Here is an 18283-nt window from a genome sequence, read left to right on the forward strand (position 1 = left end):
GATGCGATTGAGGGTAATAGACATAAAACTCCTTAGGTGAGTATTGCTGGATCAGTATTTTCAACAAACTAGCTTAACACAGAATAACGCATTGACACTTTCACGCAACACTGCGACATGATCTCGCTGAGTCACCACTTAACGTGTATTACTGTAGCCTGTCGCCAATTTACAAAACCAAGTGATCAACATTAGGTTTAGTTAGTATATTAGGGGTTATTAGAAATTTTATTCGCTGACATCAGGGTGAATGCATAACCAGCGTCGACGCAACGCCTGATGTAAGCAACATGACTGTCGGTAGTTTCGCCGGCTCAAAGGATATTTAATGACATCTGCATGGCAAAAAGCGGTATGCCTGAGCGTTACCTTCATATTAAGTAGTACCACCTTTACCTCTCTGGCACAAAGCCGGGGAGAAGGACGTGTAGCCAAAATAATCAGTATGCCAGTAGCATTTGAGCAGCAAAGTAGTCGCATAGAAGCCGTTGGCTCGGCTGAAGCCGTGCAATCGGTCATTATTTATCCTGCCGTAGCGGATAAAGTTACCGCAATCTATTTTCGTGCAGGTCAGAAAGTACAGCAGGGCGAGGTGTTACTCGAACTGGATGCCCGGCGGCAAAAGGTGGCAGTGGATCGCGCTCGTATTCAGCTAACCGATGCAGAACGCACGGTTGAGCGACTTCAGGTTAGCCGACGTCAGGGTGCGATAGCACAAAGTGATTTGGATGATGCAATAACGGCCCGTGATTTGATTAAGGTGTTGTTGTCTGAGGCTGAAACTGAACTTGAAGATCGTACGGTGCGAGCGCCTTTTAGCGGTGTGGTTGGCCTGACCGATGTTGAAATTGGAGACAGAATTACCCAACAAACTGCCATAACAACCCTGGATAATCGCAGCCAATTGTTGATTAATTTTCGGGCACCTGAAACGGCTTTGGTGATGTTGCAACAACAACCTAAGCTGCTTCTGCAACCCTGGCAGGGCGGCAATGTAGCCTTGCATGCTGACATTAGCCAGATAGATTCGAGGATTGATAACGCAAACCGCACAATACGTGTGCGTGCTTTGCTTGATAATGCTGCAGATTTGTACCGTCCAGGCATGAGTTTCCGGGTTACGCTTGAATTGTTAGGTGAGGCTTATGCCGTCGTGCCTGAAGCCGCATTACTGTGGGGTGCTACCGGCGCCTATGTGTGGATAGAGCAAGAAAACAAAGCCAAAAAAGTTGAGGTGCAGATTAAACAACGCCTGAGCGGTCGCGTGCTGGTGTCTGCCGATTTGCAAAAAGGTGATATGTTAATTACAGAGGGAGTACAAACGCTGCGAGCCGGACAGACAGTACGTTCAGTTAATGATCATAAGGCGGCTTTATGAACACAAACCCCATTCATAATGATTTGCCATCATTGTCGATTCGCCGCCCGGTTCTGATTGTTGTACTGAATCTGCTGATAATCATCGCAGGCTTTGCCGCTATCAATGGCTTGGAGGTCCGCGAGTTACCTGATGTGGATCGGCCAATTGTCTCTGTGACGGCTAGTTTTCCCGGCGGCTCACCAGAAACGGTCGATACCGAGATAACCAGTAAATTAGAAGGTGCAGTGGCAAGGGTGTCTGGCGTTAAATCTATTAATGCGTCCAGTGAAGAAGGCAGCGCCAGAGTCAGAGTAGAATTTCGTCCGGGCATCAATTTAGATGATGCTGCTAATGAGACACGCGAGGCGGTGAGCCGGGTACAACGCGAATTACCGCAAGGCGTTGAACGTTTAGCCATTATTAAGGCTGATAATGATGCGCAATCTGTCGTGAGTATAGCTGTGTCCAGTGCCACCCTTGATTTAGAGTCGCTGACGGAACGTATTGAAACCGATTTGGCTCCCTTGTTTTTAAGTATCCCGGGTGTGGCTGATGTGCGTTTAAATGGTGATCGGGAGCGGGTTTTACGGGTTATCTTAGACCCGCTACGTTTAACCAGTTTTAATTTGTCGGTAACCGATGTTGCGACAGCCTTACGTCAGGCACCCTTTGATGTCCCGGCGGGTAGCTTACGCTCAACAGATCAACAACTGATCGTTCGGGCTGATGCGACCTCGGTTAGCGCTGAGCAAGTAGAAGATATTATTATTAGTGGTGAAACCCGTATAGGGGATGTCGCCACTGTGTATTTTGGGCCGGCCGATGCTAATAGTATGGTACGTTTGGATGGCCGGCCTGTGATAGGTCTGGGTATTATTCGCCAGGCCCGTTCTAATACGATTGAAATTTCTGACGAGGTGTTGAAGTTAGTTCAGCAGGTAGAAAGCCGCTTCCCGGAGTTACAATTACAGGTCACGTCTGATGATGCGGAGTTTATTCGTAGCTCTGTTCGTGAGGTGATGACCTCACTGGCGCTGACGGTAGTATTGGTAATTTTTACACTGTGGTTATTTATTGGATCCTGGCGGGCTACCATAGTGCCTGCGTTATCTATTCCGGTAGCTTTAATTGGTGCACTAGCGGCTATCTGGTTGATGGGGTTCTCAATTAATATTTTAACCTTATTGGCACTGGTACTGGCCACAGGCTTAATTGTGGATGACGCTATTGTCGTGTCGGAGAACATTCAACGTCGGCGCAGCATGGGGCTGGGGGCGCGGGCAGCCGCAGTGATTGGCACTCGTGAAGTATTTTTTGCTGTGGTTGCTACCACCGCAGTGCTGGTCGCCGTTTTTGTCCCCATCGCCTTTTTACCCTCGACAGCTGGCCGTTTATTTCGTGAGTTTGGCGGCGTCTTGGCGGCAGCCGTTATTATCTCCTCTTTCGTGGCTTTATCTCTGGTGCCTGCCTTAACTGCACGCTTACCCATAAAACAAAACGCCCGTAACAGCTTTGCCGGCATTGGAAACCACTTATTACGATATTACCGCCATAGTCTGCACTGGACACTTGATCATGCTTTAATCGTTTTTTTAGCGTGTTTATTGGCTGCCGGTAGTGCTGCTGCCTTATACATGGTGCTTGACAACGAACTTATGCCCAGTGAAGACCGCGGTTCTATCAGGGTGTTTGCCCGTGGCCCAGATGGTGTGGGATTAAACTTTATGGACCGGCAGGCTGATAAAATGGAAGAAATTTTACTGCCTTATGTAGATGAGGGAGACATTGACTCTATCTATACTGTTGTCGGCCAATGGGATCCTAATTTGGTATTTATTACTGTACCACTTAAGCATTGGAGTGAGCGGAGTAAATCGCAGCAAGAGATTATTAACAGTATCAGTCCTGGATTAGCGGCAATCCCTGGCGCACCCGCCCGGGCTTTTGGCTCAAACAGCTTAAATCTCAGAGGCCAGGGTGGTGGTATTGAACTGGCATTAACCGGCGAGTCTTACAGCGGTATTTTTGCCGCTGCCCAGGCCTTCTCTCAAGCCATTCAAAAAAATATGCCTGAACTTGGTATGCCACGGATATCTTATCAACCTACACAGCCACAATTACGAGTCAATATCGATCGCAGACGGGCTGAAGAGTTGGGTGTGCCGCTGACGGATATTTCCACCACTTTACGGGTCGCAATTAATGGTGCAGATTTAGCCGACTTAAACGTTGGCGATCAATCAGTTCCTATTATTTTACAAGCCGCAGCAAGTTCGGTAACGGATCCTTCAGATTTAGCAAATTTATACGTCGGTTCGCGCACGGGTGGTCTGGTTCCGTTATCCAGTCTGGCTTATATATCTGAAGAAGGGGTGGCCGCCGAGTTGGAACGGCAAGCGCAAAGACGCGCCATTGAAATGGAAATGGAACTGCCAGCTGATTTATCAATGGAACAAGCGGTAGAGCAATTACGCAGACTGGCCCAACAGGAATTGCCTGCTAATATTGGTTTAGTGTTCCTGGGTGAAGCCTTAACCTTTGAAGAAACCGCCCGTGAAATTACCCTGACCTATATCTTGGCCTTTATCATCGTTTTGCTGGTATTAGCAGCACAATTTGAGAGTGCCAACAGTGCTCTGGTGGTGATGGCGACAGTGCCTTTTGGTATAGCCGCGGCCTTGTTTGCCCTGTTTTTAACCGGCACCTCTATTAACATCTATTCTCAAATTGGTTTAGTGATGTTAATCGGTTTACTCGCAAAAAACGCTATTCTGCTGGTCGAGTTTGCCGATCAATTACGCGATCGAGGCTACAGTGTGCGAGATGCGGTGGAACAGGCCGCTCAAATTCGCTTACGGCCTATTGCAATGACACTATTGTCAACTTTGCTGGGCGGCTTACCTCTTATTTTATCTACCGGTGCAGGGGCAGAAGCTCGGAATGCCATTGGTTGGGTGGTGTTTGGCGGCCTGGGTATCGCGGTGGTATTCACGCTATATCTTACGCCGGTGTTATATCTGGCGCTGGCCCGCTTTGCTAAACCCCGGGCCGATGAAAGTATCCGGCTTGAAAATGAATTACAAGCGGCACAGCAACTTGATGTAGGTGCCTGAGGTGAATGTAAATGGTAAATAAGTCTTCCCGGGTACCCGCCAATAGAATGAGTCGTCTGGGTGGCTTAGCTTCTCTGGCCAGCCGCGTGGCGGGCGGTATGTTAGCAGAAGGTGCCCGACAACTTGCTCAGGGTAAGCGGCCTGATACTAAAACGATGTTGCTGACCCCTGCAAACGTGCGCAGGCTGGCCGATCAACTGGCCCATATGCGCGGTGCGGCGATGAAGTTAGGCCAATTGTTGTCGATGGACGCGGGTGACTTAATGCCTGCCGAGTTAGCCCAACTGCTGGCTAAGCTGCGGGCAAATGCTAATCCTATGCCTGCGAAACAATTAGCCCAGGTACTGCGCCAGGAGTTAGGTGAACAGTGGCAGCAGCACTTTGCCGATTTTACCTTTGCACCTATGGCAGCGGCCTCTATTGGTCAGTTGCATCAGGCCTATCACGATAACGGCAGTAAACTGGCCGTAAAAGTGCAATATCCAGGAATAAAAGCCAGTATCGACAGTGATGTTGATAATGTGGCTACCTTGCTTAAATTAACGGGGCTGATACCTGATGGTGTTGCTTATCAGCGCTTGTTATCTGAAGCAAAACGCCAGTTGAAAAATGAGGCCGATTATCTGCAGGAGGCCCATTATTTACAACGTTATCGGCAATATCTGGCAGCGGATGATGCCTATGTAGTACCGCAGGTTTTGCCACAGTTAAGCACCAGCAATATTTTGGTGATGACGTATGTAACAGGTGAGCCGATTGAAGTATTACAACAAGCGCCACAAGCTGAGCGGGACAGGGTGATAAGCTTGATGTTTTCCTTGTTCTTTCGCGAGTTATTTGAATTTAAATTAGTACAAACAGATCCTAATTTTGCCAATTATCTGTATAACCAGCAGACGGCGCAATTAGTGTTATTAGATTTTGGTGCTTGTCGTGACTACTCAAATGACATTAGCCAGAGTTATCAGCTGTTGTTTACCTCGGCTTGTGTGAATGACAGGGCAGGTATTGAGCGCGCGTTAACGCAGATAGGTTTTTTTAGCGAACACATTTTAGCGGAGCAAAAACAGGCCGTGCTTAATCTGGTGGAGTTGGCTTGTGAACCAGTTAAGCACAACCTCGCCTATGACTTTGCTACCAGTGATTTGGCGTTACGCTTACGTGAAGCCGGCACCGAGTTAAGTCTTAAAAAAAATTACTGGCATAGCCCGCCGGCAGACGCGCTATTTTTGCATCGCAAAATTGCTGGTTTATATCTGTTGGCGGCCAGACTGGGCGCTAAAGTGAACGTCCGCGCCTTGTTATTGCCGTTTTTAGCGTTACAGCAAGGGCCACCAGCGGCAAAGCAACAGCTTGAGCCACAGTTGCTGCAAGATAATATCAAGCCTCAACCACAGGATCGTTATGAATAGGGTTAACGCAAAACAGTTGGTGCGGAGGCTAAGTATTATACTTGGCTGTAGTTTGCCGCTTTATAGTGCGACCGCGGCAGAAAATGCCCAGCCTGATGCCCAATATAGTTACCAGCAAGCCGCGCCTGCGTTACCTCTATGGGAAGCCGGACTTATTGGTATCAGTATTAACCAATTGGCTTATCCTGGTGCAGCAGAGCAGGTACAGCGTAGCTTGATAGTCCCTTATCTGGTTTATCGTGGTAATTGGTTTCGTGCCGATAGAGAAAACCTTGGATTCAGAGCAATAAAAACCGACACCATAGAGTTGGATCTTGGTTTTGCCGGTGCACTGGGCGCCGGTAAATCGGATATTGCGGCGCGTGAGGGTATGGCTAAACTGGGTAATTTAGTGGAAGCGGGCCCACGTTTACGCTGGACGCTGACTAACGATTTTTTGGGTGCCAGACTGCGTGCCGATTTTCCACTGCGGGCGGTGTTTGATATCAATGACAGCCTGCGCTTTAACGGGGTAAGTTTTGAACCCTCTCTAAACGCTGATGTGATAAGTGAGGCGGGAATATTTTATAATTTACGGCTTAGCACATTGTTTGGCAGTGAGCAGCTTAATGAGTATTTTTATCAGGTTAACGCTTTAGATGCGACAGCTGAGCGGCCTGAGTATGATGCAAAGGCTGGCTATATGGCGCTTAGAGGATCGCTCAGTATTGGGAAACGCTTTTCAAAAAACTGGCGGGCCTTTGGCTTTGGCCGCTATGAATGGACGCAAGGGGCAGCGAACAAACAGAGCCCCCTGATGTTAAACAGTGGCGGTTGGTCGGTCGGCATTGGCGTTACTTATGTCTTTGCCGAATCAAGCCGCCTGGCGGGTGAATAACGCCTTAGGTTTTACTAAAGTCGGCGCTGCTGTGACGTTCTGGCAGTTGCTGACCCTCACCCCAGTTGCGGTTAACCATGGCACCACGAGTTACCGCCGTGCGTTGTTCTAATTGCTTGGCCCAGCGTTGCAGGTGTTCATATTGCTGCACTTGCAAAAATTCAGCGGCATTATACAAGCGGCCTAATGCCAAAGCACCATACCAGGGCCAGATGGCCATGTCGGCGATACTGTAGTCAGAGCCTGCGACATATTCGTGCTGTGCCAGTTGTTTATCTAATACATCAAGCTGACGTTTGGCTTCCATCGCATAACGGTTTATCGGATATTCCAGTTTTTCAGGTGCATACGCATAAAAGTGGCCAAAGCCTCCTCCTAAGAAAGGTGCGCTTCCCATTTGCCAGAACAGCCAGTTCATGACTTCTGTGCGCCCGGCCAGCGTTTTGGGTATAAAATGACCGAACTTTTCCGCTAAGTAGAGTAAAATTGACCCTGATTCAAACACCCGTACTTGAGTTGTCGTATCAAGCAATGCCGGAATTTTGGAGTTGGGGTTAAGCTCAACAAAACCACTGCCAAATTGATCGCCATCTTTAATACTAATCAGCCAGGCATCATATTCCGCCTCTTTAATTCCCAGTGCTAACAGCTCTTCCAGTAAAATGGTGACTTTTACGCCGTTGGGGGTGGCTAATGAATACAGCTGCAATGGTTGTTTGCCAACAGGTAAGGTTTTGTCATGGGTGGCACCGGCGACAGGTCGGTTAATACTGGCAAACTGTCCGCCATTTTGGGCATCCCAGGTCCATATTTGGGGTGGGGTATAGGTGTTGCTCATATAACCTCCTGATTATTTTGTCTGTTCAACGTAAATGCCTTGCTTAGATATGGGTTTAGTTTAGCGTTAATACAAGGCTAAACGACAATGAGTACTTGCTTGAATAACCTCGACTTAATATTCAGTTGCAAACAAAAACCGGCTTTACTAATGCTTTTTTGCAGCCTGTTGCTGGCAGGCTGTGCACAACCACACCGGCTGGATACTCAGCCGGTTGACACCAGCAATCGGCTTAGTAATGTCAGCTACGGCGGTTTGTTAGTGTTACCCTACGAGCAGCGAAGTATCAGATTGGCGTATGGTGATGACCCTTTGCAATTTGGCCAGTTGTATCTGCCTGAGCCATCTAATTTATCAGCGCCCTTAGTGGTATTTATTCATGGTGGTTGTTGGTTAAGTACTTATGATATCAGCCACAGCAAAGCTTTTAGTCAGGCGTTGGCAGCGCAAGGTTTTGCGGTTTGGTCAATAGAATACCGGCGCAGTAGCGATAAGGGCGGAGGCTGGCCAGGCAGCTTTGAAGATGTGCTTGCTGCGCTGAGTTTTGTTGATAGGGGCTTGGCACATTACCCCGTAGACTCTTCACGGCTGATCCTTGCCGGGCATTCTGCAGGAGGACACTTAGCACTTCTGGCCGCGGGCCATGCTTACGCTTATTCAGAAAGTTATCCATATGTGCATGCTGTTGTTGGTTTAGCCGCTATTACTGACTTAGTGGCCTATGCTTCGGGTGACAACAGTTGCCAGCGTGCCAGTCTGCAGTTTATGGGGGGAACGGTGGCTGACATTCCAGAGCAATACCAGCAGGCCAATCCGCAGCAGCAAGTTTTGCATCCGGCCAGCATCTTGTTACAGGGAAGCACAGACAGCATAGTGCCACTGAGTCAGGCGATAGATAGCAGCTTACCTTATAACATCATCAATGATGCCGGACATTTTGATTGGATCCACCCCCATACTCAGGCGTATAAACAGGTTGTTTTGACGCTGCAGGAGCTTTTAGCACAGTGAATATATCTTTAAATACACACCAAAAAATCACCTTTGAGCAGCTAGTGGTGCTGGATCAACAAGATCCATTTGCTACAAAACGTGCCGAGTTTTCGCTACCGGAGTCTTTGTTATATCTGGATGGCAACTCTTTAGGTGCCATGCCTAAAGCGGCGGCGGTTAGAGCGCAGCAGGTGATGCTGCAACAGTGGTCAGCCGATCTTATTACCAGTTGGAACCGCCACCAGTGGATAGATTTACCAAGCATTGTGGCTGAAAAAATTGCCCCTTTGATTGGGGCGGCACCAGGGCAGGTGATTTGTTGCGATTCGACCTCAGTAAACCTATTTAAAGTACTTAGCTGTGCCATGTTAATGCAGCAAACGGCGGGGGAAAACAAACGTCCTATAGTGTTATCACAGGCCGGTAATTTCCCCACAGACTTATATATGGTTGAGGGTTTAGCCAGTTTAATTGGTATAGCGCACTGTCAGTTGAGACTGGTGGAAACCTCAGATGACAACGCTGAACAGCGACTTGAGCAAGCGCTAACTGATGATGTGGCCGTGCTGCTGTTAACCCAGGTGGATTTTCGTAGCGGCCGCTTATTGGATATGCAAAGACTTACCCGGGCAGCCCATGCCAAAGGTGTATTGGTGATCTGGGATCTGGCGCACAGTGCCGGTGCTTTACCGGTTGAACTTGATGCCTGTGATGTCGATTTTGCCATTGGTTGTGGCTATAAATATTTAAATGGTGGCCCGGGTGCGCCGGCATTTATTTATGCCGCTAAACGCCATCATGCCAATATCAGCCAGCCACTGAGTGGTTGGATGGGGCACACTACGCCTTTTAGTTTCACGCCACACTATGCAAAAGCAGCAGGTATAAAGCAGTTTTTAACCGGCACCCCGGCTATTTTATCGATGAGTGTGCTGGATGCCGCGCTTGAGGTATTCAGGGATGTGGACATGCAGCAACTACGGGCAAAGTCACTGGCACTAAGCGATATTTTCCAAACATTAGTCTTGCAGCACCCCAGCCTTAACAGCTTAACCTTAGTGACTCCACTACAAAACAGAGGCAGCCAGTTGGCCTATCAACACCCAGAAGCTTATGCCATTTGCCAGGCATTAATTGCGCAGGGTGTGGTGGCCGATTTTCGTGCTCCTAACATTCTGCGTTTAGGCTTTACACCACTGTATTTACGCTATGTTGATATGTACCAAGCGGTAGCGATCCTGGCGGACGTTGTCGCGAGCAAGGCGTATGAGCGGCCAGAATACCGTTTGCAGCACAAGGTTACCTGAGATGCTGCAACTACGTTGGCTGGATAGCTTAGCAGCGTTGAGTAGCGAGCAATGGGATAGGCTTTTTGCAGATCCTCCTGGCAACGCTAATGTTAACCCTTTTTGTTGTCACGCTTTTTTGTTGGCGTTAGAGCAGGGTGGCAGTGTCGATGGCAACAGCGGTTGGCGCAGCCGGCATTTAACTGTGTGGCAAGATGAGCACTTAATTGCTGCCGTACCGGGCTATATAAAAACACACTCGTATGGTGAATATCTGTTTGATTGGCAAATTGCTGAGGCCTATCAGCAGTATGGATTAAAATATTACCCGAAGTGGATTGCGGCTATTCCTTTTACTCCGGTAACAGGGCCCAGGTTAGGTTTGCTGGATACTGCTTTAGCAGACAGTGTGTTGCCGATAATTGTTGCTGCGCTCAGGCAACAGCTTCAACTTGCTGCTATCAGCTGTGTGCAATGGCTTTACATCAGCAAGGCTCTGCAACAGCAGTTAAGCGCCCAGGGCTTTTTAGCGCGCCAAGATGTGCAATTTTTATGGCACAACCGTGGCTACAGTAGTTTTGATGATTTTTTACAGCAGCTTAATTCACGTAAACGCAAACAAATTAAGCAGGAGCGCCAGCGCGTTGCCGGTTTTACGATTAAAACCCTGAACGGCGCTGATATCTCGGCACAAGACTGGCAAAGCATTAATCGCTGTTATCAGGCGACCTATTTAAAGCGATCTGGCCATCATGGTTATATTACTGAGCACAGTTTTAAGCTGATAAAAGACAGTATGGCAGCAAGCTTATTGGTGTTTGCTGCCTATGCAACTGATGACTCCGAAACAGATGAAGCCCCCAAGCTGCTAGCTGCAGCCTTGTGCTTTAAGAGCGCAGATACTCTCTATGGCCGTTACTGGGGCGCCTTAACCCAGGCCGAACATTTACATTTTGAATTGTGTTACTACCAGGGGATTGATTATTGCATTGCGCATGGACTAACACGGTTTGATGCCGGCGCTCAGGGTGAGCACAAGCTTAAACGCGGCTTTGAACCAGTAACGCGTTATGGTAGCTATTTGTTTGCTGATACCCCGCTAAGCCCTGCTATTGCTCAATACTTTAAGCATGAGGCTGAGCATCTAATGAATTATCAGCAAGCCGCGATTAGCGCCTTACCTTTTAAACAGTCTGAGCATAAGTAATGAGAGCGATAAGCTTTTATTGCGTTTGATTGTGGGCGGGAGCTGGCTATTAATTTATATTTTTAGTCAACCACAGTAGCCGGTTGTTGGCCGGCATTGCAATATCTTGTTGAAGTGTAAAGCCTTGTGCGCTGGCCAGTGATAGTACTTGCTCAATATCACGGATACCCATAGCCGGGTCACGGCTTTTTAAGCTGCGATCAAACGCCTGATTACTGTCGCTGGTAAATTGGCCCTGATAATTAAAAGGGCCATAAATACAGAGTACCGCTTCAGCTTTGGTCAGCTCATTTAAGCGGCTAAATAACCGCTGTACCACAGACCAGGGCATAATGTGTAGGGTATTAGCACTAAACAGGCCATCAGATGGTGCTGGTGCTTTGTCTTGTGTGACATCCAGACAGACGGCAGGGGCTAAATTAGCTAGTGTGGCACGGCGAATACGTTCATTCAGCGCTGGCAAATATTGTGCTTGATCAGAGGCTTGCCATTGTAAATGCGGCAGTTGCTGAGCAAAATACAACGCATGTTGCCCCGTACCACTGCCCACTTCCAGTACCGATTGGCATGTTGCAAAAGCCTGCTTTAGTACTTCAGCAATAGGGCCTTTATTGTTTTCACAGGCTTGGGAGTAGGGTAAGTCAGCGTCAAATAGCATAATATTATTCAGCCCCTTTATTGTTCGAGGCATCAGTATGGGTTACTGGGCCAATAATCAAAGCATCCAGTTCGCCTAAGCGTTTTACATCTTTATTGGCATAATTGAAATGCTGCAACACATAGCGCATGGCATTTAAGCGGGCGCGCTTTTTACAGTCTGATTTAATGATAATCCAGGGCGCATGGGTACTGTGGGTTTGGCTAAACATGGCTTCTTTGGCTTTGGTGTAATCATCCCAGCGATCAAGTGAGGCGCGGTCAATCGGGCTTAACTTCCACTGTTTCAGCGGATGCGACTCCCGCTCAGTAAAACGCCTTCTTTGCTCATCCCGGCTTACTGAAAACCAAAACTTAATCACATGAATACCGGATGAAGTAAGACTGTGCTCAAAATCCGGCACCTGCTGCATAAAATCGAGATATTGCTGCTCAGTACAAAAATTCATTACACGTTCTACACCCGCGCGGTTATACCAGGAACGATCAAACAGCACTATTTCACCGGCAGTAGGCAGATGTTGTACATAACGCTGAAAATACCATTGGCCTTGCTCAACCGCTGTGGGTTTTTCAAGGGCGACTACTCTGGCACCACGCGGGTTAAGATGTTCCATAAAACGCTTAATGGTGCCACCTTTACCCGCGGCATCCCGGCCTTCAAATAAAATCACCAGCCGCGAGCCGGTATCTTTAACCCAGTGCTGTAACTTTAATAACTCAACCTGCAAGTTGTATTTTTGTTTTTCATAGCTTTTACGTTGTAAGCGGTTTTTATAAGGGTAGGGGCTGTGAACGTCATCAGTAAAGCGCTCGGTATCCAGTTCAACACTACTGCGGTTAAAGCTGTTTACATGTTCGCGCAGCATAGATTTACTGAGCAAGGCGATATCATCAGGTGAGGCGCCTTGCAAAATAGCTTTGAATTGGGTACTAAAATCAGCAATGGATGCGGGATCTGCATCATCAATACTGCGGCTGATAATGTCATCAAGTACCACTTCCAGTGATTGATAGCCGGATAATAGCCGTTGTTTCACCGTAGCTTGTGCAATAGCTCCGGGGCTGAGTTCCTTAAGGGTGTCGGTATCAGCTAAAGCCGTTTGTAGTGAACCCGTGCTATTGGCGGTTGCTTCCGAGTCTGTTTTTGGCATGCCGTTTTCCTGTTGTTGGGTTTATGTCCAGTATAGCAATGCCTTACTGTTTGATATAACGTTAAATTTAGCCAGAATTAGACAAGATGGACGATTTGATAAACGTTGAAGCTACTACGGGCGAAGGATGCCGCAAGGCTGCTGACTATCGGTTAAGTGTGCTGAATAAAAAGCATCAAGCAGCAACTGTGCCCAAATAAGGTGTCCTTTGGCTGAGGGGTGAAAACCGTCTGTTGCCAGTATATCGGGCGTTAACGCTTGCTTGCTGCTAACCAGTTGTGCCTTGGGCCAGTTTTTCAGCTCGTTGGCCAAAGCCTGATTTAGCATAGCGGCTTTTAAGCCTAACCAAATATTTAAGGGCGAGGGCAACGCCGTAAAGTGCTGCATCGGCGGTATAGCACTAAATAACACTTGAGGGTTGGTAAAATCAGTGGTGAGTCTGGTTAATAGGGTTGAAATCTGCTGTTGAAACTCTGCTTTATTGCGCAGCGCGGTAACGTCATTGACACCAATCGATACCACTACCAGATCTAACGGATATACCGCGTTTTTGTGTGAGTACAGCTGTTGCAATAAGGTGTTTAAGCCAGGGCTATCGAGCCCGGTTTTCGCGGCAAGTTGCCAGGTTACCTGATACCGCTCTGCCAATAACGCCACCAGCTGGCCAGATAACGCCTGCTGTTGCTCTGAAACGCCAACCCCGGCAGCAGCTGAGTCGCCACAAATCAACAAACGTAGTGGTTCACCACTACCCGAGATACCATTGCGCCGGCCGGCGGCTTCAGGTAAGCGCAGTGCTAATTTACGCACCCGCTTACCTTGCCAATACAACAGCGGCCAACCGACAACAGTAAGCAGTAGCCACAGGCCGCTAATAACATGCTGTTTTAAAGGCGTTGAGGATTTCATCTTGGGATCACACTATTAGCGGTACACATTTTCTATGCTATTATTTAAAAAAAATAAATTAGGAACATCGGTTATGATTCGGGCAGCACTGCTTTTAAGTGTAGTGACTTTAGTGTCAACTACTGCTGTTGCCGCATCTCAACCAGCACTAGTGTGGTGTTTTGATAATTTACCACCACGCCAATACTACGACGCCGGAAAAGAACCCGTTGGTGCTATGGTAGAGCTAATGAAGGACCTTGCCAAGCGCTTAGATACTGAGCTGGGCTATACAGTACCCACACCGACAGTGCGTTGTTTGCAGCAACTGGAACAGGGTGAAGTGGATATTGTTGCAGGCTTGCTGCTCACAGCAGAAAGACAGCAACGGTTTTTCATGTTTCCTTTTGATTCTGCGCGTCCAAACAGTTGGTTTATCAATCAACAATATCCGTTAGCGGCTGAGCAACCGCTGCGCCTGACGTTCATTAAAACCCAAGTGCAGGCGGCAGAAGCAGCGCAACAACTGAGTCAAGCCGGCCATCAGGTACATTTAGCGGCAGATTATGACACAGCGTTGGCTGATCTTTTTTTCAATAAAACCGATGTTGTAGTTGGCCCTGAACATATTACCCAAAAACACATTGCCCAAAATGGCCGCTACCAGAGAGATTTGGTTTTAGCACCACAAGAATATCAGCAGCAGGTTGAAGCCCATATCGCCATCAGCAAAAAAGGCCGCTTCGCAAACCGGGCGGATGAAATAGAACGCATTGTCCAAGACATCAGAGCATCAGGCCGTTATCAGTTTTATTAAGCAAGACAAAAGCGACGTCGCTAACGATAAGTAACTATTGAAATGCAGGGGTCCTGAGCAGCAAAAGAGCACCTTTAATAATATTGCATTTAACATAATATACATTATGGGTCATCTATTGACTAGGTTATTTTCTGCTTTTTAACCCATGCTATATGGGTTTGTATTTTTGCATCGTTCTGCAATTGCGTTAACGTGTTTAAATGCTTACCTAACATCATTTCATCGTAAAAGGTGTGTATTGCTTTATGGCAAAGCTGACAAAGCATCACACCCATTTGGCATTGTGCTTTATTAAAGTGTTTTTTGAAATAATTGCGACGGTGCATTTTTTTAGGAATTAAGTGATGAAACGTCAGCTGGCACTGACGCTCACATAATTGACATGAAGCAATTGATGTTTTTGACATGATACTTTCGATAATTACGGTAGCGTTCTAAATTTTAAATAATTTAACGTTAGCTTTGTGCTTATGGTTTAGTTATTTTAAATCTGATATGTCCCACAAAGCGTAAAGCATAAAATAGCTCTTGGAGATTTTTATGCTGCATGCTTTACGACAATGTTTCTGTAAAACATTAATAGCATTACTGATTGCTTTAAATGCTATTACGGCTAAAGCTGTAGCAGATACCTCGACTAACTCATTGGTAAAATTAGCCACTCAAAACGCTTTAGAACAAGAGATAGTTATGCCTGGAACCATTGCGTTGAATTTCAGTAACCTCAAGCATTTTAAAAATGTGCGACTGATCCATGATACCGTTATGGGGGGCCGTTCTGATGGCTTATTAACGCGTTTAGCTGAGCCTGCGGGGTTAAGGTTTGAAGGACATTTATCGTTAGCAAATAATGGCGGTTTTGCTTCTGCAGAGTTTGCCCTGGCGCAAGCATTGCCTGCGGTAGAATTCAGGACCCTGGAATTAGCAGCATTAGCCGATGGCCGCAAATATCAATTGCGACTAAAAACCCCTTTTATTCCTCAAGGCGTGGCTTATGTCGCAGAGTTTCAAAGCAGTTCGCAATTGCAGCGATATCAGTTTGAGCCGTTCAATTTTCGTGGTCAATTTCGTGGTCGTTTAGTAACGGGATTACCCGCACTTAATTTTTCCGATGTCAGCCATATTAGTCTGATGCTCGCTGACAGTAATCAGGGAACTTTTGCCATAGAATTATTTACTATTCAATTCTCAGCGCTGCAAAGCATCTAATCTTAATCAGCTTTGCACATCTACTGCCTTAATACCTACCTGAGTAATAACACCTTGCTCATCTAACTCACGCACCGTAAGCAGTAATTGATCCAGGCGCACCTGATCGCCAATAACCACACGGCGGTGAAAACGCTCAGTAATATAAGAAGATAAACTTTGCTGCTTATTCTGATCCGTAAGATTTATCGTATAAAACGCATCTAAATCTGCCAGACTAATGGCACCATTAAGTACAAAGTCACCAAAGAAATTACTGTTACTCAGGCCTGATGTCTCTGCTTCACTGGCCAGTACCTCACTGATTTTTTTCACGTCAGTAATTTTAGCTAATACCATTAACGTATCGTTGCTGTTAAACACCGGGTCATGCAGCGGTAATAGCCATTCGCCATCGCGAATTACCCCTAAAAACTGAATGGGTACCGTAAATTTTAAATCGGGCCAGCAGACGCCGCGGATCGGTGATTGCTCTTTAACGTTAAACGCCAATACCTCCATCACATCCTTACTGGGTATCGCGTCTAAAGGCATAGCCTGATCCGGTTGCAGCTCTGCCGGCACCTCCAGTTTTAACCAGCGCGCAACAGGCACTAAACTCCAGCCTTGCAGCATCAGTGAGACGATAACCACGACAAAGGCCACGTCAAAATACAGATGCTCATTAGGTACACCAGCCAACCAGGGAAATAACGCCAATATAATAGGTACTGCGCCCCTTAAACCGACCCAACTTATAAATACTTGATCTTTAAATGGAAAATGAAACGGAATTAAACTAATAAACACAGCCAGTGGCCGGGCGATAAAAATCAGTACCGCCGCCAATACCAGCGCATCCCAGAAGTGCTCCATTAAGTTGCTCGGTGAAACCAGCAAACCCAGCATTAAAAACATACTAATTTGGCTGATCCAGGCCAGGCCATCATGCATTCTTAAGATATGAATAATTTGCGGTAAACGGGCATTGCCGACGATATAGCCCATTAAATAGACGGCTAAAAATCCACTGCCGCCAAAGTAGTTAGTAATGGCATAAATAAAGATACTACTGGCAACCGCCAACAGCGGGAAAAATGCGAAACTTAGTGGTAACTTACGGCATAAAAAGACAAAGATACGCCCTGCCCCATAACCCATAGCGCCACCAACTATGGCTTGCTGAATAAAGGCAACGGGTACATACCAGTTTAAACTGGCGTCTTGTGCTAACAAACCGACCAAAGTAAAGGTCAGCATTACGGCCATAGGATCATTACTGCCAGATTCAATTTCTAGTGTTGAAGCAACCCGCTCTTTGATTTTTAAACGTTGCGACTGGAAAATAGAAAATACGGCAGCGGCATCGGTTGAGCTTAGAATGGCGCCCAGTAATAAGCCTTCAATCCAGGAAAGCTCTAATAACCAGGCGGCTGCCAAACCAACAGTGCCACAGGTAATTATTACGCCCAGAGTAGCAAGCATAGAGGCGGGAGCTAAAGCAACCCGAAACCGCTCCGGATGTGTGCGCATACCACCATCAAATAAGATAATGACCAACGCAATAGAGCCAATTAAAAACGCGACTTCAGGATTAGCAAACTGGATGCCGCCTAAGCCATCTTCACCCGCTATCATACCGATAATAAGGAAGATCAATAGCATAGGTGCACCAAGCCGCGCAGAGATTAGCGTGGCGATAATGCTGACAAAAAATAATAAACCGCCAATTAATATTGCGAGGTTGATCGCATCCACCCTAACCTCCCGATTAATTAAGCGTCAGATAATTCCTTTACTATAGCTTGTAAGGCATGCAATGGCTGAGCCGCCTGCGTGATAGGCCGGCCTATCACTAAATAATCAACGCCAGCGGCGATGGCCGCTTTGGGTGTCATCACCCTTTTCTGATCATCCAATGCACTGCTGGCCGGACGAATACCAGGTGTAACCAATTGAAAACTTGCACCAAATTGTTGTTTAAGTGCCATCGCTTCTTGTGCAGAACATACTACACCATCTAAACCGGATTGGGCAGTTAATGCCGCCAGTTTCATTACCTGCTGCGCGGGCGTCAAGTTAATCCCCAGCTCAAGTAAATCACTTTGTTCCATACTGGTTAATACTGTCACCGCAATTAACTTAGGTTTGTTGTGAGCAAACGGTTGCAACGCCGCTACCGCAGCCTGCATCATACGGCTACCACCACTGGCATGCACATTGACCATCCATACGCCTAAATCTGCGGCGGCGGCCACAGCTTTGGCTACTGTGTTGGGGATGTCATGAAATTTTAAATCCAGAAACACTTCAAATTGCCGACGCTGCAACTCAGTAACAAAGTCTGGGCCAAAATGGGTAAACATTTCTTTGCCTACTTTTAAGCGGCACAAGCTGGGATCTAACTGACTAACTAAATTTAACGCGGCGTCTCGTTGCTGAAAATCCAGGGCAACAACAATGGGCGACTGACAATGCATAACCATTCCT

The 18283-nt window shown here is 47.1% G+C and carries 16 protein-coding genes; 9 read left to right on the forward strand and 7 right to left on the reverse strand.

Annotated elements, in window-relative coordinates:
• Positions 1–328 precede the first annotated feature (328 nt).
• From V7D78_RS03490 to V7D78_RS03505, 4 genes are read left to right on the forward strand one after another with little or no spacing between them, the layout of a single operon-like run.
• Complete coding sequence (locus V7D78_RS03490) at positions 329–1378, forward strand: efflux RND transporter periplasmic adaptor subunit (protein WP_333607040.1); 1050 nt, start codon at positions 329–331, stop codon at positions 1376–1378.
• Positions 1375–4473: an efflux RND transporter permease subunit gene (locus V7D78_RS03495; protein ID WP_333607041.1), complete on the forward strand. Its 3099-nt coding sequence runs from the start codon at positions 1375–1377 to the stop codon at positions 4471–4473. The genes V7D78_RS03490 and V7D78_RS03495 overlap by 4 nt, the downstream gene beginning before the upstream one ends.
• Positions 4474–4484: 11 nt before the next feature.
• Positions 4485–5885, forward strand: a complete 1401-nt coding sequence (locus tag V7D78_RS03500; protein ID WP_333607042.1) for an ABC1 kinase family protein — start codon at positions 4485–4487, stop codon at positions 5883–5885.
• Positions 5878–6762, forward strand: coding sequence for a MipA/OmpV family protein (locus V7D78_RS03505; RefSeq protein WP_333607043.1), 885 nt, complete (start codon positions 5878–5880; stop codon positions 6760–6762). The genes V7D78_RS03500 and V7D78_RS03505 overlap by 8 nt, the downstream gene beginning before the upstream one ends.
• A 4-nt stretch (positions 6763–6766) precedes the next feature.
• Here V7D78_RS03505 and yghU read toward each other — a convergent pair whose 3' ends face one another.
• Positions 6767–7600 (reverse strand): glutathione-dependent disulfide-bond oxidoreductase, encoded by an 834-nt coding sequence (yghU, locus tag V7D78_RS03510; RefSeq protein ID WP_333607044.1) that lies wholly within the window; start codon positions 7598–7600, stop codon positions 6767–6769.
• Positions 7601–7750: 150 nt separating this feature from the next.
• Here yghU and V7D78_RS03515 point away from each other — a divergent pair, with 150 nt between their 5' ends.
• The 3 genes from V7D78_RS03515 to V7D78_RS03525 are packed head-to-tail and all read left to right on the forward strand — an operon-like array spanning position 7751 to position 11086.
• On the forward strand, positions 7751–8611 hold the full coding sequence (locus tag V7D78_RS03515) for an alpha/beta hydrolase (RefSeq protein ID WP_333607045.1): 861 nt from the start codon (positions 7751–7753) through the stop codon (positions 8609–8611).
• Positions 8608–9900, forward strand: coding sequence for a kynureninase (kynU, locus tag V7D78_RS03520; protein ID WP_333607046.1), 1293 nt, complete (start codon positions 8608–8610; stop codon positions 9898–9900). Before V7D78_RS03515 ends, kynU begins: the two co-directional genes overlap by 4 nt.
• A 1-nt stretch (position 9901) precedes the next feature.
• Positions 9902–11086 (forward strand): GNAT family N-acetyltransferase, encoded by a 1185-nt coding sequence (locus V7D78_RS03525; RefSeq protein WP_333607047.1) that lies wholly within the window; start codon positions 9902–9904, stop codon positions 11084–11086.
• A 49-nt stretch (positions 11087–11135) separates the two neighbouring features.
• Here V7D78_RS03525 and V7D78_RS03530 read toward each other — a convergent pair whose 3' ends face one another.
• The 3 genes from V7D78_RS03530 to V7D78_RS03540 all read right to left on the reverse strand — a co-directional run bounded on the left by V7D78_RS03530 (position 11136) and on the right by V7D78_RS03540 (position 13806).
• Positions 11136–11744 (reverse strand): DUF938 domain-containing protein, encoded by a 609-nt coding sequence (locus tag V7D78_RS03530; protein ID WP_333607048.1) that lies wholly within the window; start codon positions 11742–11744, stop codon positions 11136–11138.
• Between the two features lie 4 nt (positions 11745–11748).
• Positions 11749–12897, reverse strand: a complete 1149-nt coding sequence (gene ppk2 / locus V7D78_RS03535; RefSeq protein WP_333607049.1) for a polyphosphate kinase 2 — start codon at positions 12895–12897, stop codon at positions 11749–11751.
• Between the two features lie 114 nt (positions 12898–13011).
• Positions 13012–13806 carry an SGNH/GDSL hydrolase family protein gene (locus tag V7D78_RS03540; protein ID WP_333607050.1) on the reverse strand — a complete coding sequence of 265 codons (795 nt, stop codon included), beginning with the start codon at positions 13804–13806 and terminating at the stop codon, positions 13012–13014.
• Between the two features lie 73 nt (positions 13807–13879).
• Here V7D78_RS03540 and V7D78_RS03545 point away from each other — a divergent pair, with 73 nt between their 5' ends.
• Complete coding sequence (locus V7D78_RS03545) at positions 13880–14602, forward strand: substrate-binding periplasmic protein (RefSeq protein ID WP_333607051.1); 723 nt, start codon at positions 13880–13882, stop codon at positions 14600–14602.
• A 122-nt stretch (positions 14603–14724) separates the two neighbouring features.
• Here the strand turns inward: V7D78_RS03545 and V7D78_RS03550 are convergent, their stop codons facing one another.
• Entirely contained in the window at positions 14725–15012 is a 288-nt protein-coding gene (locus V7D78_RS03550; protein WP_333607052.1) for a hypothetical protein, read from the reverse strand.
• Between the two features lie 283 nt (positions 15013–15295).
• Here V7D78_RS03550 and V7D78_RS03555 point away from each other — a divergent pair, with 283 nt between their 5' ends.
• Positions 15296–15814 (forward strand): CIA30 family protein, encoded by a 519-nt coding sequence (locus tag V7D78_RS03555; RefSeq protein ID WP_333607053.1) that lies wholly within the window; start codon positions 15296–15298, stop codon positions 15812–15814.
• Between the two features lie 6 nt (positions 15815–15820).
• Here V7D78_RS03555 and V7D78_RS03560 read toward each other — a convergent pair whose 3' ends face one another.
• Positions 15821–17551, reverse strand: coding sequence for a potassium/proton antiporter (locus tag V7D78_RS03560; RefSeq protein ID WP_333607054.1), 1731 nt, complete (start codon positions 17549–17551; stop codon positions 15821–15823).
• A 17-nt stretch (positions 17552–17568) separates the two neighbouring features.
• The gene (gene pyrF / locus V7D78_RS03565) at positions 17569–18273 is read right to left on the reverse strand and encodes an orotidine-5'-phosphate decarboxylase (protein WP_333607055.1); all 705 of its coding nucleotides are present in this window, start codon (positions 18271–18273) and stop codon (positions 17569–17571) included.
• Between the last annotated feature and the right edge of the window lie 10 nt (positions 18274–18283).

This window comes from Arsukibacterium sp., assembly GCF_036735525.1.
In the GTDB taxonomy this organism is placed as follows: Bacteria; Pseudomonadota; Gammaproteobacteria; order Enterobacterales; family Alteromonadaceae; genus Alishewanella.

Coding starts and splice junctions, on each gene's coding strand:
- V7D78_RS03490 (WP_333607040.1), top strand. CDS start 329: ATGACATCTGCATGGCAAAAAGCGGTATGCCTGAGCGTTACCTTCATA.
- V7D78_RS03495 (WP_333607041.1), top strand. CDS start 1,375: ATGAACACAAACCCCATTCATAATGATTTGCCATCATTGTCGATTCGC.
- V7D78_RS03500 (WP_333607042.1), top strand. CDS start 4,485: ATGGTAAATAAGTCTTCCCGGGTACCCGCCAATAGAATGAGTCGTCTG.
- V7D78_RS03505 (WP_333607043.1), top strand. CDS start 5,878: ATGAATAGGGTTAACGCAAAACAGTTGGTGCGGAGGCTAAGTATTATA.
- yghU (WP_333607044.1), bottom strand. CDS start 7,600: ATGAGCAACACCTATACCCCACCCCAAATATGGACCTGGGATGCCCAA.
- V7D78_RS03515 (WP_333607045.1), top strand. CDS start 7,751: ATGCTTTTTTGCAGCCTGTTGCTGGCAGGCTGTGCACAACCACACCGG.
- V7D78_RS03525 (WP_333607047.1), top strand. CDS start 9,902: ATGCTGCAACTACGTTGGCTGGATAGCTTAGCAGCGTTGAGTAGCGAG.
- V7D78_RS03530 (WP_333607048.1), bottom strand. CDS start 11,744: ATGCTATTTGACGCTGACTTACCCTACTCCCAAGCCTGTGAAAACAAT.
- ppk2 (WP_333607049.1), bottom strand. CDS start 12,897: ATGCCAAAAACAGACTCGGAAGCAACCGCCAATAGCACGGGTTCACTA.
- V7D78_RS03540 (WP_333607050.1), bottom strand. CDS start 13,806: ATGAAATCCTCAACGCCTTTAAAACAGCATGTTATTAGCGGCCTGTGG.
- V7D78_RS03545 (WP_333607051.1), top strand. CDS start 13,880: ATGATTCGGGCAGCACTGCTTTTAAGTGTAGTGACTTTAGTGTCAACT.
- V7D78_RS03550 (WP_333607052.1), bottom strand. CDS start 15,012: ATGTCAAAAACATCAATTGCTTCATGTCAATTATGTGAGCGTCAGTGC.
- V7D78_RS03555 (WP_333607053.1), top strand. CDS start 15,296: ATGCCTGGAACCATTGCGTTGAATTTCAGTAACCTCAAGCATTTTAAA.
- pyrF (WP_333607055.1), bottom strand. CDS start 18,273: ATGCATTGTCAGTCGCCCATTGTTGTTGCCCTGGATTTTCAGCAACGA.